The organism is Actinosynnema sp. NPDC020468 (assembly GCF_040642015.1).
In the GTDB taxonomy this organism is placed as follows: Bacteria; Actinomycetota; Actinomycetes; order Mycobacteriales; family Pseudonocardiaceae; genus Actinosynnema.
In genome coordinates this window covers 258,225-273,017 of record NZ_JBFAEO010000002.1, presented here as the reverse complement: position 1 = coordinate 273,017, position 14,793 = coordinate 258,225, and the positions used below count along the sequence as shown (strand labels likewise).

Genomic DNA, 14,793 nt, shown 5'->3' with positions numbered 1-14,793 from the left:
CTTGCGCTGTGCTCAGTTGTGCAGCGACGAGAGCCGGCGCTGCTGGATCTCGGACCCCGTCAGGACGCCGGAGAACACCCGGACGTCGTCCACGCTGCCCAGCCACTGGTCGGACCGGTTGCCGCCCCACAGGGTCCGGCCGACGTAGAGCGGGCCGGAGGCGTTCCACCCCCACACGCCCGTGCCGTCGGTGGTGCCCTGGAAGGTGGTCGTCTGCTTGACGCCGTCGACGTAGAGCGTCATCCGACCGCGCGGCGCGTCGAACACGCCGGTGAGCTGCACCCACTGGCCGGTCTGCGCGGGCGCGTCGGACATCGCGATCCAGCCGTCACCGCTGGGGCCCTTGGACATCAGGAAGCCCCACTTGCCGGTTTCCGGTCGGTACCCGAGGATGAACGGCGCGTGCGTGGCGTCGCCCATGCTCACCGCGGCGCGCGCCCACTGGTCCGCGCTGGTCAGCTTGACCCACGCCGAGACCGTGTACGAGCGGTCGGTGCGCAGCAGGTTCGGCCGCGGCGCGGAGACCTCGCCGGTGGACGTGTAGTTGAGGTCCAACCACTTCTGCTCGCTGGACAGCACCTGGTTGGGGTCGTCCGGGTCCGGCGCGACGCCGCCCCAGGTCGCGCCGGCCGCGACCGTGCCGTACTGGCCGCTCACCTCGTCCTTGGTCTGGTTGCCGGTCCGCTCGTCCAGGTTGTAGTAGGCCCGCGCGAGGCCGATGTTGTTGGCGTCCGCAGCTTCCGAGGCGGTGAGCGTCCGGTCCCACACCCGCACGTAGTCGATCGCACCCGGGAAGAACTCCGTGCGCACCCCGGTCCACCTGCCCGCGCCGACGACCAGGCCACCGGTCGGCTTCCACAGGTTCGGCATGGTCGCGGTGTTCTGCGGCTTGCCGTCGACGTACAGCGAGACCTTGCCGGTGTCCGGCGCGTAGGTGCCCATCAGCTGGTACCAGACACCGATCTCCGGCGCGGCCAGCGAGGTGGCGAACGCGCCCGCCGGAGCCGCGACGTCCGCGCTGTACGCGGTCATCGTCCAGCGGTCGATGTCCTGCCGGTACTGGAGGGCGAACGGGCTGGTCTGGCCGCCGTCCTGGCTGATCGCGGTGAAGTAGCCGTTCTTGCGGTCGAGCTTCGCCCACGCGGACACGGTGAAGGACCTGGTCGTGTCGAGCACGGTCGGCGTCGTCGCGCCGTACGCGGTGGAACCGTTGAGGTACAGCGAGTTCGAGGCGTACCCGGCGTTGAACGTCGCGCCGGCGGTGAGCGCCAGCGCCCGGTTGCCCGGGGTGGACTCGAACGCGCTGGTGCCGGCGGACTCGTTGAACTTCCACTCGCCGGTCGGCCCGGTCGCCGCGGCGACGCTGAACTGGTAGACGGCGTTCGTGCCGGACCGGTTGCCCGCCTTGTCGTACGCCGTGACGTACAACGTGTTCACGCCGGTCTGGGTGGGCGTGATGGTCGCGGTCGTGGTGCCGTCGGCGGTACTCACCGGCACGAGGGTCTTCTGCGGGACGTCGTTGTTCAGCGACCACCCGTAGTTCGCGACGTCCATCGTGCCGCCGGCGCCGGTGTTGCCGTTGACCTTGAAGGTGAACGTGCCGGACTTGCCGGGACTGCCGTTGAACCCGGACGTCGGGTAGTCGGTCGAGGTGACCGCCGGCGTGTTCGGCACCGTGCTGTCGACGGCGAACTCGCACGTCGTGGAGAACGTGCTGAGCTGGTAGTCGCCCGCCCACAGCTGGTAGGAGTACACGCCGTCCGCGCCGATGTAGCCGGTCGGCACGGTCACCTCGGCGAACGAGCCCGAGGGCACGTTGCCGGTGCGGATGTCCTGGCCGTTCCACGTGTAGCCGGTCGACGGCCCGACGAACAGCCGGAACCCGGCGTCCAGCATGCCACCGTCCGGATCGGACAGTCGCGCCCGGAGGCGAGGGGTCTTGGAGGACACGTACGGCCGGTTCGCGCCGACGACGCACGGCTTGGCGTCGGTCGGGGTGCTGCCGTCGACGCCGAGGTCGGTCGGCGCGTTCGGGTAGCTGTTGTACTTGACCTCGAGGTACGGGTTCAGGTCGAACCGGCGCCACGAGGTGTCCAACTGGTTCTCGTACTTGGCCTTGAGCATGAACGTCGCCGCGCTCCACCCGCCGCCGACCGCCTCGCGCACGCCCGACAGCGCGTCGAAGTCCGCGCCGCCGTCGCTCGGGCAGTAGCCGGGGTTGTTGGAGCGGTTGTTCTCCGAGAGCGCGCGGGTCCAGCCCGGCTGGTTGTTCCACGTCACGGTGCTGTCGATCCAGCCGACCAGCCACAGCTCGGTGGGCGACGGCGAGCACGAGTAGCTGGACACGACCTTGGTGTGCAGCGTCGCGCTCGCGATGTACTTGCCCAGCAGCGCCGAGGTGTTCATCTGGAGGTACGTGCGCGAGACGCCGTTGTTCGGCGCGCCGAGCGAGTTCTTGTTGAGGAAACCCGCCTTCAGGTCGCCGAGGTCGCCCGAGGTCACGTCGTAGTTGTGCGCGTTGGGCCACTGGTCCTGCACGACGGCGTGGTGCGTCTTGCCGCAGTTGGTGCACGAGTACTCGGGGTCGAGCAGCACCGGGTAGGTGGTCTTCGGGTCGTCCAGGAACGCCCGGTCGGGCGTGATCGACACCGCGTCGGGCGTGACCGCGACGGCCATCCCGGCCTGCCGGTCGCCGTCGGCGGGTCCCTCGGTCTGGTTGGCCGCGGAACGGCTGGAGGAGTCCCACATCCGGGACGCGTCACCGGCGAACACCGGCTTGCCCGCGTCGTCCTTGACGACCAGGCTCGCGCCGGAGCGGTCCTCGACGCGGGCGCTCTCGGCGTGCGTGGGGAACGCGATGGTGCCGAGGTTGCGCGCGGCGTCGCGGTTCTTCACCACCAGCACCTGGCCGAACCCGGTGAGGCTCGCCTCGACCTTGAGGTCGACGCCGGGCAGCACCTCGGCGTAGGTCAGCCCGCTGCCGTCGATGCGGGGTTCGGGCAGGTCGCCCTGCCAGCGCAGGCCCACCTCGCTGCCGCCCCGCGCGACCTTGGCCAGCGGCTCGAGCCCGGATCCCGTGCCACCGGCGGAGAACGCGACGTCGACCGGCGCCGCCTTGGGCGCGATCGTGCCGTCCGGCTTCCGCTCCAGGGTGAGGTCGACGGGCGTCCACCCGTCGCCGCGCTTCACCCGGACCGGCGCGACGTGCTGGACCAGCGTCATCGACCCGTCGGGATTGGCCCGCACCTCGTCGGTCTCGGTGGTGGCGGACGTGACGAGCACCGGTGTGCCGCTCTGCCTGGCGTACCGGGTCGCCGTGGTCGGGTCGGACGCCTCGGTCGGCGTCGGCGCCGCGGTCGCCACGACCGGGACGGCGACCACCCCGGCACCCAGAAGTGCTGTTGCCGCAACGAAAGCGCGCAGGGCGAAGCCCCGCGCTTGAGCGCGTGAACGCATGTCGAAAGCCCCCCGCCGGACCCACCGGCGTTTCCTCGTCCCAGCCCGGGTCCCTCGACCCGAGGTGGAACTATGAATGTCAGGTCCGGGTAAAGCACTAGCCCGAACGGAGCAATCACCGACGGTCATGGCCCGAGTGGTCCAACCACTCAGGAAGACCACGTTCCGTCACCTCGGCGACGATCTCCGAGTGGTCCGCCTCACCCCGGACCGCCGTCGTCCACTTCGGCGGGAAGTGGTGGGGGCCGACCGAATCGTTCGGGTGTAACGACTTCGGCGGGCACGACGACAAGCCCTTCGCGACGGTCCGGTGAGGACCTGACGAAAGCGGGGGTGCAGCGTGACCGCGACGGCCTTACCGGAGGGTCGGCACCTCGCCGTTGCCCGTCCACGCCACCTCGACGCCCCGCACACCCCTCGTCCACGCCGACGTCACGTCGGCCAGGGTTGACGGTGGGGGCGGTGTCCGGCCGAGGCCGATCGCGTAGCGGGTGACGGTCGCGGTGTGCTCGAACGGGCGGGGCCAGGCGTGCACGTCGCGGGCACCGGTCGCCTCGATCGCGGTCAGCAGGGCGCGCAGCCGGCCGCGCACCTGGCCGACCAGCGCGTTCGGCGCGGTGAGCACCGCCCACGCGGCGTGGGCGCGGTGCAGGTCCGGTGGTGCGGTCAAGGTCGCGGCGGCGCCGGCGGAGGTCAGTTCCCAGGCCCGGTAGAGCTCCTCGGTGAGCAGGTCGCGGAAGCCCGGTCCCACCTGGTCGGTGCACGAGCGCACCGGGTCGGTCGGGGTCAGGATCGTGACGGGCGCGCCGGTGCGCGCGGGCGGGTCGGTCAGCGCGATCGGGTCGCGCCAGTCCCACGCGGCCCACCGGGCGAAGAACTCGGCCGGGTCGTCGGAGGTTCGGGCGGCGATCGCGGCCAGGACCGACCACCCGACACCGGGCACCCCGCCGAAGGGCGCCGAGTCCAATCCCCGCGCCCTGGCCCAGGCCCGCACCCGGCGCGCCAGTCCGGCGCCCGCCCGCAACGCCTCGGCGTCGGTCACCGCGCTCAATGCCACGGCCGGGTCCGCCGGGTCGGCCACCGTGAGGTCCACGCCCAGCCCGTCGACCGCGAACCGCAGCCCCGGCGTGCGGGTCCCGACCACGGCCCGCACCTCCACCGCCTCCGGCAGCACCGCCCGCACCGCCGCCTCGACCGCGGCCGGATCCGCCGACACGGTGATCAGGTCCAGATCCGCGTCGGGCACCGCGCAGCCCATCCGGCGCGAGCCGACCACGTGCAGCTCCAGCACCCCCGACAGCACGGCGGTGACGCGCTCGGCCACCGCGTCCAGTGACACCGGCGCGGTCGGCTCCTCCGCGCACCACCGCACCTCGCCCGTGCCCAGGGACACCACCGCGCGCGGCCGCATCGGTTCCGCGCCGCGGCGGGACAGCACCACCAGTTCGCCGACCCGGTCGACGCGCGGCGCGATGCCCTCGGCCGCCCGCCGGGACCCGCCGACCGTCAGGTGCGGGGTGAACCTGGCCGCGCAGCGCGGAAAACGGCGGCGCGCCGCGGCGTGCAGGTCCTCCCACGGCCGCGCGCCGGCCGCCGCCGGATCCAGCCACACCACGTCCTCGCCGAACACGCCGACACCGTCGACGGACACCGGGAACGGCTCGATCGCGGCGACCGCGTCGGCCAGCAGCGGCACCGCGCGGGCGAACTCCGACTCGGGCGCGAACCCGAACAGCAGCGTCACGTGCGCGGGCCAGCGCCGCGCGCGGCGGTCGTGCTCGGCGCGCACCCGGTCGACCTCGGGCCACGGACCGGGCAGCCACACCACCGCGGTCCGCGCCGACGGCGCCACGTCCAGCACGTCGGCGGCCACCGCGCGCGGCTCCAGGTCCACCAGCACGCCGTAGTGGTCGGACACGAACACCCCGTCGACCGGCCGGGTGCCGAGCAGTTCCGCGCCCACCGCCCGCAGCCCGCCGCGCAGGAACACCCGGTCCAGCCGCGCGGCGCGCCCGGACAGCGAGGAGATCGCGGCCAGCGGGTTCGCGCCGGGGTCGAACGTCGGCGCGTCGTCGTCCCGCGCCTGCGTCCACGCGTCCCGCAGGTCGAGCGCCTTGCCGGGCCGCGCGCTCCCGTCGTTGAAATCGCCCGCCAGCACCACCTCGCCGAACCCGGCGAACGCCTCCGCCACCACGGCCAACTGCCGCTTCCGCTTCGCCGCGCCGTCGGCGGTGTGGTCGCTGGTCAAGTGAGTGGCCGCGACGACCAGCGGTTCCGCGCCGGTGTCCACCACGGCCGCGGCGACCGCCTTGTGCGCGCTCAACGCGAGCCGACCCGACTCCAGCACCGGCAGCCTGCTCAGCAGCACCACGCCGGTCGCCTCCACGTCCGGCCCGGTCGGGTCGACGTCCGCGGTGTAGTCCGCGCGCACCCACGGTTGGGCCAGCAGCACGGCCAGCAGGTCGCGCCGGACCTCCTGCAACGCGATCACGTCCGCGTCGGCCGCCCGCAGCGCGGCGAGCAGCAACGGCGTGCGGCGCTCGGTGTCGATCAGGTCGCCGTCGTACCGGTCCCACAGCACGTTCCACGTCACGACCCGGGGCGCGACCGTCGGGACACCCCGGGTGCCGGGCGTCCACCCGGACAGCGGGTCCCACACGTGCGGCGTGGCGGCGGCGAACGCGGGCGCCCGCAACCGGCGCGGCGCCCGGACCCGACCCGCGCCCGTCTCCCCGACCAGGTCGACGCCGGACGCCCGGTCCCACACCACCTCGCCGTCCGCCTCCACGAACAGCACCCGGTGCCACGGCACCTCGCCGCCGGGCGCGAACGCGGGCAGCGCGACCCGCTTGGCCGGCGCGTCCCGCTGCTGCACCCCGAGCACGAACCGCGCCGGGTCCAACCGGGGATCCCACCGGATCTGGTGGTACACCTGCTCACTGGTCCGCATCGGACCGCGTCCCCTTCCCGCGACCCCGCCCACCGGTCGCGCCACGATCAGGCCGCGCGACCGGCTCGCCGCGGTGGCGGACCTGCCGGTTCCCGTCCATCAGACCGCGTCCTCCACGGTGCCCGACGCGCCCACGTACCAGGTCCGGTGCGCCTGCCACGGGTACGGCGGCGCGAAGCGGCGCAGCTGGCCCGCCAGCACCTCGCCCGGCACGGCGTGGACGCGGTTCCCGTTGCGGCGCACCACTTCTTCTTCGTCCACGACCAGCACCGCGTGGGTCAGCAGGGCGTTGCGGCGCCGGGCCACCGCGTGCACCGACGCGCGTTGGCGGTCGTCGAGCGACGTCGCGTCCCACACCACGGTCCGCTCCCCCGTCAACGCCGCCCCCAGCCGGTCGACCGCGGCCCGCCACACCTGCTGGTTGCCGCGCTGGTCGGCCCGGTTGCCCGCCCGCTCGCGGAGGTCGTCCATCGACACCACCTCGTCCACATCGGACAGTCCGGCGACGAAAGTCGACTTGCCGCTTCCGGCCACCCCGACCAGGTGCACCAGCGTCGGGAACCCGCCGGCGTGCCACCGCCACGTCGCGGCCACCGCCTCCTCGACGTCGAGCACGCGCCCGGCCCGGATCGACGCGGCGCGCGCCTCGGCCCGTCGCCGCTCGGCCGCCCGGCCGGGACCGAGCCGGTCCCGCAGCGCCGCGTCCAGGGCGGAGAGCGAACCCGCGTCCTCGGCGTGCACCGCCGACCAGGCCACCTGGTCGCGCTCCTCGACCGCGGTCGCCGGCAGCACCGACGCCGCGACCGCGTGCAGCACGCCCAGGTCGGCCGCGGTGGACAACCGCAGCAACCCCCTGCGCCGCTCGGCGTCCGGGAACGGCGCGTGCACCAACCGGTGCAACCCCACGAGGTCGGCGACCCGCCGCGCCGACGGCAGACCGACCACAGTGGACAGTCGCGTCAGCACCTTCGGGCGCCGCTCCCGGTGCAGCGCGGCGGCCAGCGCGCCTTCCAGCCTCGCGTCACCGAGCAGGCCCAGTGCGTCCACTCCGGACAGTGCCTCGACCGCGGCTTCCTTGTCACCGGCCAGGTCCACCAGGGCTAGCAGGTCTTCCGGGTCGACCGGCGCGCCGGAGCGCGCGTCCCACAGCACGGCCTCGCGCCCGAGCCCGTTGGGCACCACCGGCGCGTGCATCCAGTGCGTGGAGGTGCGCACGTGCGCGGGTCGGACCCACTTCGCGACCCGCCGGCCGAACTCCGCGCGCCCGAACCCCTCGACGGTGCGCACGACGAAACCCTCCTGCCGCGCGGTGTCCACCCGCAGCGCCCGCAACGCGCGCTCGTCGAACACCCCGCGCCACAGCACCGGCGGGGTCGGGACGCCGAGACCGCGCAGGAAACCGACCGCGGCGTCCCAGTCCAGGCAGTGGTCGTCGTCCCACACCGAGAAGCCGTAGAACCAGCTCAGCAGGTCGTCGTAGGCCAGCGAATGACGGGCGTGCACGTTCTCGCCGCAGATCCGCCTGCCGACCGCCAGCCGGGGCCCGACCCGACCGTGCAGCGCCTTGACCCACGAGCGGGACGGGTGGTGCCCGGAGTCGAGCGACCGGGCGTGCAGGCCGTCCCGGTACAGCGTGGTGTTCTCACCGTCGAGCTTCTCGGTGACGACCACCTCGCGGCCGCGCCACCCCTCCAGGTCCGCGACCCGCACGTCGTCCGAGGACGCGCCCGGCGACCACGGGAGGTGCGGCGTGCGCGGGTAGTGCGTGCGCATGTCCCCTCCCGCCAACGGTTTCCGGTGCACTGTAGACACCGCGCACCGGCCGGTCGACCGGTTTCAGCCGCGGTGACGGGCGAGCACCCGGTCCACCAGCCACCCGGACGCGCCTAGGTAGCGGGTCGGGTCGAGCAGTCCGCGCAGCTCCTCGGGGTCGACGTCGGCGAGCCCCGGCTCCGCGCGCAGCGCCTCCTCGAACGGCCGGTCGCCGGTCGCGATCGAGGCCAGCAGCTTCTTCGCGCCCGCCTTGCCCAGCCTCGGCGCGAGGAACGCGGTGAGGCGCTCGGACACGATCGACCCGCCGGTGAGGTCCAGGTTCGCGCGCATGACCTCCGGGAACACCCGCACCCCCGCCGCGAGCTCGGCCACCGTGGCCGCCGCGCCGCCGGTGAGCCGCAGGCACTCGCGCAACGGCTGCCACTCGGCGTGCCACGCGCCGGCCGACCGCTCGTCCTCGGCGACCACCGACTGCGCGAGCACCGTCGCGTACAACGGGACCTGGCGCGCGGCCGAGGTCAACAACGTCGCCAGCACGGGGTTGCGCTTCTGCGGCATGGCGGAGGAGACGCCGCGCCCCTCGGCGGCGGGCTCGGCGAGTTCGGCGACCTCGGTGCGGGACATGCCCTGCACGTCGAGCGCGATCTTGCCCAGCGCGACGGTGACGAACGTGCACACCGCGCCGACGTCGGCCACCGGCGTGCGCAGCGCGTGCCACGGCACCAGCGCCTCGACGAGCCCGAGTTCGGCCGCGAACTTCTCGGACAGCCGCGCCGCGTGGTCCGGCGCGCGACCGGCGTACTCGAGGTAGGAGGCCAACGTGCCGGCCGCGCCGCCGAGCTGCGCGGGCAACCGGAGCGCCCGGACCCGGTCGCGGGCGTCGAGCACGAGCGTCAACCAGCCCGCCGCCTTGAGCCCGAACGTGATCGGCACGGCGTGCTGGGTGAGCGTGCGCCCGGCCATCGGCGTGTCCCGGTGGGCCGCCACCAGGTCCGCGAGCGCGTCGGCGGCGGCGGTGAGGTCCCGGTCGACGGCGGCGAACACCCGGGTGGCGATCAGCATGGACGCCGAGTCCAGCACGTCCTGACTCGTCCCGCCCCGGTGCACGAACTCGGCCGCGTCCCGGTCGACCCGCGCCACCTCGGCGGTGAGCGCCTGCACCAGCACCACCACCGGGTTGGCCGCGCCCCGCGCGCCCACCGCGAGGGCCTCCAGGTCCAGCCGCTCCCCGACCGCGGCCGCGGCGATCACCTCGGCGGCGTCGCGGGGCACCACGCCGAGCGCGGCCTGCGCCCTGGCCAACGCCACCTCCACGTCGAGCATGGCCTGCGCCCAGGCCTCGTCGGAGGTAGCCCCGGCGACCGCGGACCCGGCCCACCCGGGCGCGAGCAGCCCGCTGTCGATGCGGTTGGTGGAAGTCATGCGCCCGATCCTCACGCGGGCACGCCGACACGGCAATCGCCACCGCCCGCAATCACACCGCGGGCTCGCTCCCCACGGCCACGCGGAGGTCGGTGGGTACCCGCGCGCCGGCCGCGACGGTGCCGACGACGGGGGTTCCGCCAGCCTAGCGTACGGGCAGGTCCGAGCCGCGACCTCGGCTCGCAGCGAGCCGGCACGCCGACCGCGCCGCGCCCCTCGTTCCGCCGACCGCGAGTCAGGCGCACGGGCGAGTCCGAGCCGCCACCTCAGCCCGCAGCGAGCCGGCACGCAGGCCACGCCGCGCCGCGACCCTCGATCCGCCGGCCTGGCGTACGGGCAGGTCCGAGCCGCGACCTCGACTCCCAGCGAGCCGGCACGCCGACCACGCCGCGCCGCGCCCCTCGTTCCGCCGACCGCGAGTCAGGCGTGCGGACCCGGCACGCTCGTGCGCGCACGCCGACCGCGCCGCGCCCTCACCCTCGTTCCACCGACCGGGAGACAGGCGTACGCGCAGGTCGGAGGTGCGATCTCGAGGCCCGCGACCGACCGGGCCGGCGCCGGTACGCGCGGGGCCGCCGGGCCGGGCGCGGGAGGGAGTGGGGTCGTACCGGTTTCGGTGGGGTTCCCGTGAGGTACAGTCGGCCGGGTTGAGGGCACGCGCTGTCGGCAGTCGGCCGGCGGGGCTCTCGACCCAGTCCGGTTCCGGGATTCGCACCCGGCCGGGGACGGGAGCACCGGCTTGTCGCCGGACCAGTCACGCGTTTCGACATCTTCTTCCTCGCTCACCACCGAGGCCGAGCGGCCAGGTCGGTCGCGCGGTGCCGCGACGGGGTTCGCCGACGCGCGCGCCGCCGCCGACCGCGCGGAGACGGTGCAGCGCAGCCAGGCCGCGCGCACCGTGGCGCACAACTCGCTGGACGACGGCGACCTGCGGGAACTCCTGCGCATGCTCGACCTGCCGGACCCGCCGCCCGGGGAACTGCGCCCGGACGCCGCGTCCCACTCGACCGAAGGAGCACGCGAATGACCCAGGGCACCATCAAGTGGTTCAACGGCACCAAGGGTTTCGGCTTCATCAGCCCGGAGGGCGGAGGCGCCGACCTGTTCGTGCACCACTCGGAGGTGCAGGGGTACGAGGCGAACGCGCTGGCCGACGGCCGCCGCGTCGAGTACGAGGTCGGGCAGGGCGACAAGGGACCGCACGCCGTGGGCGTCAACCTGCGTTAAACGCCCCGCGCGTCGACCCGGAGGTCCACTGGGGACTCCGGGTCAGTAGGCGTGTCCGGCCATGAGCCGCGCCAGCACGGCGCGCGCCACCCTGGGCGGTGGCGTGGTGGGCGCCGGGTCGCGGCGGCGGGCGAGCGCGTCCGCGACGAACCGGACCACCTCGTCGGGCGCCGGCACGAGGTCGCCGCCCTGGCGGGACAGCACGATCTGCTCCTCGCCCGGGTTCGTCTCCACCAGCACGACCCAACCCTGCCGCTCGTTCCAGACCAGCATCAGGTCGCGGTCGGGGTGCGCCGGGTCCCGGTCGCCCAGCGCGAGGTACGCCGTCACCGTGTCCGTCACCTCGCACGTCGCGCCTTCCGGCGGCACGCCGACCGCCTCGGCGACCACGCGCACGTACCCGTAGAGGGCGGCGGTGAGGTCGTGCGCGGACAGGGTTTCGGTATCGGTCACGCTGTCTCCGTCTCCGTGCTGGGCCGGTGGCTCCGCGCCGGCTCGGGCGTCGCGCACCGGATGTCCACTCAGGACAACGTCGCGACGCGACGGGGAATTCCCGCCCGGTCGGACACGGCGGCCACCGCCTCGCCCGCGGTGGCCCGGATGATCAGCTCCGCGTCCACCCCGGTGATCTCCAGGACGCGCAGCACCCTCCTGCCCGCGGCGGCGATCGCGAACCGCATCCCGGCGCGCGCCGCCCGGCGCCGGGTCACGACGACCACGTCCACCCCGGTCGAGCCGAAGAAGCGGACCCGGGTCAGGTCCAGCACCAAAGCGGCGGGCAGCCGGTCGAACTGCGCGTCGAGCACGGCTCTGATCGCGCCGTCGCCGGCGATGTCGACCTCACCGTCCAGCGACACCACGGCCGTGCCGTCGCGATCCTCGACCCTGATCGTCACGTCGGGCACGGCCACGACGAATGCGCCATCCACGGGAACTCCTCCGGTTGCTCACGAAACCCGGCAACCGAGCTCCTTCTCAACCCGAATTGTCGTCCCTCGCCGCGTTGCTCGAACGAATGACCTACCCGGTCGACCGTACGGTGTCCGGGCCGCCGGCACAACGTCGCGGGCAGCCCCCGAAGTGCGGCGCGACCCGATCAGTCCACTGTGGACGAAGTGTCGCCGTCGTGCTCCAGACCGGCGCAGACGGCCTCCAGCACACCGAGCGCGGCGGTCAGCGCGGGCCGTCGACCGGTCGGTGTCCGCCACACGCCGTAGATCCGCCGCATCGGCGGCGACTTCACCGTCAGCACGCGCACCGTCGGCGGCAGCGCGCCGCGCCCCATCCTCGGCACCAGCGCGACACCGAGTCCGGCGCCGACGAGTTCGATCTGGCTCGCGTACTCGCTCACGATGTGGGTGAAGCGGGTCGGGCTCGGCGTGCGGTGGAACGCGTTGAGCAGGAAGTCGTGCGCGACCGAACCCGGTTCGTAGAGCCACGGGTCGTCGCACAGCTCCTGGAGGTCGACCGACGCGCGGTCGGCCAGCGGGTGGGTGTGGTGCGCGAGCACGTCGGACAGGTCGTTGCCCAGGTGCCTCGCCTGCAACCCCTCGGGCAGCGACAGCGGGATGGCCAACCAGTCGTGCGCCACGGCCAGGTCCGCGGTGCCGCGCGCGACCAGTTCCACCGCGCGGTGCGAGTCGGCCTCGATCAGCCGCAGCTCCAGACCGGACCACCGCGCGGACAGCTCGCGGGTGGCGGCCGGCAGCACGCCGCGCGCGGCGGTGGGGAACGCGGCGACGGTCAGCGACCCGGTGACCGTCTCGGTCTGCGCCTGGAGTTCGGCGCTCATGCTCTCCAGCTCGATCACGATCCGGCTCGCGGACTCGGCCAGGATGCGGCCGGCGACGGTGAGCGTCGTCCGGCCGCCCTGGTGTTCCACGAGCTGCTGGCGCACGTCCCGGCTGAGCCGGGCGATCTGCTGGGAGATGGCCGACGGGGTGTACCCCAGCGCGCTGGCGGCGGCCGTCATCGACCCGTGGGTGGCGAGGGCCTCGATCGCGCGCAGCCCCGCCAGGCTCACCGTCAGCACGCCGGCGTCACCTCACTCCCCGTACCCGGCCTCCGGATTCATCCTGGCACAACGCCGACGGATCGCCGCCGATCATGACCTTGCGTCACCGGATGGGAGCGGCAGGTGCAGGACGGCGTCGACCTCGACCTTCACCTGCCGCAGTCCGACGACCACCGTCGTGCGCGCGGGCCGGTGCGCGCCGAAGTGGTCCGCGTAGGCGCGGTCGAACTCGGCGAAGTCGGCCGCGTCGATGAGGTACGCGGTCACCTTCACCACCGACTCCGGCCCGCCGCCCGCCGCGGCCACCACGGCGGCCAGGTTGCGCAGCGCGAGCGCGGTCTCGGTGGCCACGTCGGCCGGCGCGTACGTGCCGTCCGGCTCGCGCGGCACCTGGCCGGACACGTACACCGCGTCACCTGCCCGGGTGAACGGCGAGTAGTGCCCGGCGGGACGCGGCACGGTCATCCGGCCGCCTCCCTGGTCACCCGGATCGCCTCCGAGACCTGGAAGGCGTTGAACCGCTGCCCGGTGGCGAAGTCCGCGTCGACGCCCGCGAGGAACGCGAACGCGGGCGCCAGCCGGGCCGGCGGCACGATGCCGATCCGCATCTCCTCGGTGTAGTGCGAGTCCGACATGGGCGTGTCGATGGGTCGGCCGGTGGACATCGTGTTGACCGCGATGTTGTGCTCCCTGCCCTCCAGGGCGAGCACCTTCATCAGGCCCTCCTGGGCGTGCTTGCCCGGCGTGTAGGCGGTCTCCTTGACGAACCCGAACAGCGCCGAGCCCGAGGACAGGAACACGATGCTGCCGTCCCGCGCCTCGACCATGTGCGCCCACACGGACTTCGTCAGCACGTAGGCGCCGCCCAGGATGATGTCGACCTCGCGCCGCCAGTTCTCGAAGGTGACGTCGAGCAGGGACACCTCGCGCAGCACGGCGGCGTTGTGGATCAGCACCCGCGGCGTGCCGTAGTGGCCCAGCGCGGTCTCGACGGCGGCGGCCGTGGCGACCGGGTCGGCGAGGTCGACCACGATCGGCAGCACGTCCGCGCCGCCCGACCGCAGCTCGTCGGTCAGCGCGGCGAGCTTGTCGCCCTGCACGTCCATCAGCGCCACCCGCATGCCGCCCGCGACGAGCTCGCGGGCGATCTCGCGGCCGAGACCCTCGGCGGCGCCGGTGAGGAACGCGACCCTGCCCCGGATGTCGATCACGCGGACGCTCCTTCCCGGGCGACCCGGATGGCCTCGGACAGCTGGAAGGCGTTGAACCGGTGGCCACTCGCGAAGTCCGCGTCGACACCCGCGAGGAACGCGAAGGCGGGCGCCAGCGCCGACGGCGGCACCATGACCGCGCGCATCGCGTCGGTGTAGGTGTAGGCGAGCGGGCCGTCGATCGGCGCGCCCGTGGTGATCGTGTTGGCGGCGACGTTGAACTCCTTGCCCTCCAACGCCAACACCTTCATCAGGCCCTCCTGGCCGTGCTTGCCGGCGACGTAGGCGGCCTCGTTCGCGAACCCGTTGAGCGCCGAGCCCGACGAGACGAACACGATGCTGCCGTCCCGTGCCTCGACCAGGTGCGGCCACACGGTCTTGGCCAGCACGAACGCGCTCTGGAGGATGCTGTCCGCCTCGGCCTTGAACGTCGCGACGTCCAGGTCCAGCACGGACACCTCGCGGAACACGGCCGAGTTGTGCACGACCAGCCGCGGCGTGCCGAACCGGGCCAGCGCCTCCTCGACCGAGGCGCGCAGCACCTCGGCGTCGGTGAAGTCGGTGACGAACGCGTGCGCGTCGGGCAGCTCGTCGGCCAGCGCGCGGACCGCGTCGGCCTGGTCGCACAGCACGGCGACGGTCATGCCGGCCGCGACCAGCTCGCGGGCGACGGCGTGGCCGATGTCCTCGGCGTTGCCCGCCACGATGGCGAACCTGCCGGTGGGGTCGATCATTCGGTG

General features: G+C 73.8%; 12 protein-coding genes. 2 read left to right on the top strand and 10 right to left on the bottom strand.

Annotation, left to right across the window (positions count from 1 at the left end):
- Positions 1-12 precede the first annotated feature (12 nt).
- The 4 genes from AB0G50_RS03250 to AB0G50_RS03235 all read right to left on the bottom strand — a co-directional run bounded on the left by AB0G50_RS03250 (position 13) and on the right by AB0G50_RS03235 (position 9,601).
- On the bottom strand, positions 13-3,381 hold the full coding sequence (locus tag AB0G50_RS03250; protein WP_360101687.1) for a LamG-like jellyroll fold domain-containing protein: 3,369 nt from the start codon (positions 3,379-3,381) through the stop codon (positions 13-15).
- A gap of 430 nt (positions 3,382-3,811) precedes the next feature.
- Entirely contained in the window at positions 3,812-6,406 is a 2,595-nt protein-coding gene (locus tag AB0G50_RS03245; protein WP_360101685.1) for an RNA repair domain-containing protein, read from the bottom strand.
- A gap of 99 nt (positions 6,407-6,505) precedes the next feature.
- Positions 6,506-8,179 carry an RNA ligase family protein gene (locus AB0G50_RS03240; RefSeq protein WP_360101683.1) on the bottom strand — a complete coding sequence of 558 codons (1,674 nt, stop codon included), beginning with the start codon at positions 8,177-8,179 and terminating at the stop codon, positions 6,506-6,508.
- A 63-nt stretch (positions 8,180-8,242) separates the two neighbouring features.
- On the bottom strand, positions 8,243-9,601 hold the full coding sequence (locus AB0G50_RS03235; RefSeq protein ID WP_360101681.1) for an adenylosuccinate lyase family protein: 1,359 nt from the start codon (positions 9,599-9,601) through the stop codon (positions 8,243-8,245).
- An 871-nt stretch (positions 9,602-10,472) separates the two neighbouring features.
- Here AB0G50_RS03235 and AB0G50_RS03230 point away from each other — a divergent pair.
- Together AB0G50_RS03230 and AB0G50_RS03225 are read left to right on the top strand one after the other, a co-directional pair.
- Complete coding sequence (locus tag AB0G50_RS03230; RefSeq protein ID WP_360101679.1) at positions 10,473-10,628, top strand: hypothetical protein; 156 nt, start codon at positions 10,473-10,475, stop codon at positions 10,626-10,628.
- Positions 10,625-10,828: a cold-shock protein gene (locus tag AB0G50_RS03225; protein ID WP_360101677.1), complete on the top strand. Its 204-nt coding sequence runs from the start codon at positions 10,625-10,627 to the stop codon at positions 10,826-10,828. The genes AB0G50_RS03230 and AB0G50_RS03225 overlap by 4 nt, the downstream gene beginning before the upstream one ends.
- 42 nt (positions 10,829-10,870) lie before the next feature.
- Here the strand turns inward: AB0G50_RS03225 and AB0G50_RS03220 are convergent, their stop codons facing one another.
- The 6 genes from AB0G50_RS03220 to AB0G50_RS03195 all read right to left on the bottom strand — a co-directional run bounded on the left by AB0G50_RS03220 (position 10,871) and on the right by AB0G50_RS03195 (position 14,787).
- Positions 10,871-11,281, bottom strand: coding sequence for a DUF6292 family protein (locus tag AB0G50_RS03220; RefSeq protein WP_360101675.1), 411 nt, complete (start codon positions 11,279-11,281; stop codon positions 10,871-10,873).
- Between the two features lie 68 nt (positions 11,282-11,349).
- A complete protein-coding gene (locus AB0G50_RS03215; protein ID WP_360101673.1) occupies positions 11,350-11,757 on the bottom strand; it encodes an STAS domain-containing protein in 408 nt (135 codons plus the stop codon).
- Between the two features lie 167 nt (positions 11,758-11,924).
- The gene (locus AB0G50_RS03210) at positions 11,925-12,860 is read right to left on the bottom strand and encodes a LysR family transcriptional regulator (RefSeq protein ID WP_360101671.1); all 936 of its coding nucleotides are present in this window, start codon (positions 12,858-12,860) and stop codon (positions 11,925-11,927) included.
- Positions 12,861-12,932: 72 nt separating this feature from the next.
- Positions 12,933-13,307 carry a RidA family protein gene (locus AB0G50_RS03205; RefSeq protein WP_360101668.1) on the bottom strand — a complete coding sequence of 125 codons (375 nt, stop codon included), beginning with the start codon at positions 13,305-13,307 and terminating at the stop codon, positions 12,933-12,935.
- On the bottom strand, positions 13,304-14,053 hold the full coding sequence (locus tag AB0G50_RS03200) for an SDR family oxidoreductase (RefSeq protein WP_360101666.1): 750 nt from the start codon (positions 14,051-14,053) through the stop codon (positions 13,304-13,306). The genes AB0G50_RS03205 and AB0G50_RS03200 overlap by 4 nt, the downstream gene beginning before the upstream one ends.
- A complete protein-coding gene (locus AB0G50_RS03195; protein WP_360101664.1) occupies positions 14,050-14,787 on the bottom strand; it encodes an SDR family NAD(P)-dependent oxidoreductase in 738 nt (245 codons plus the stop codon). The genes AB0G50_RS03200 and AB0G50_RS03195 overlap by 4 nt, the downstream gene beginning before the upstream one ends.
- Between the last annotated feature and the right edge of the window lie 6 nt (positions 14,788-14,793).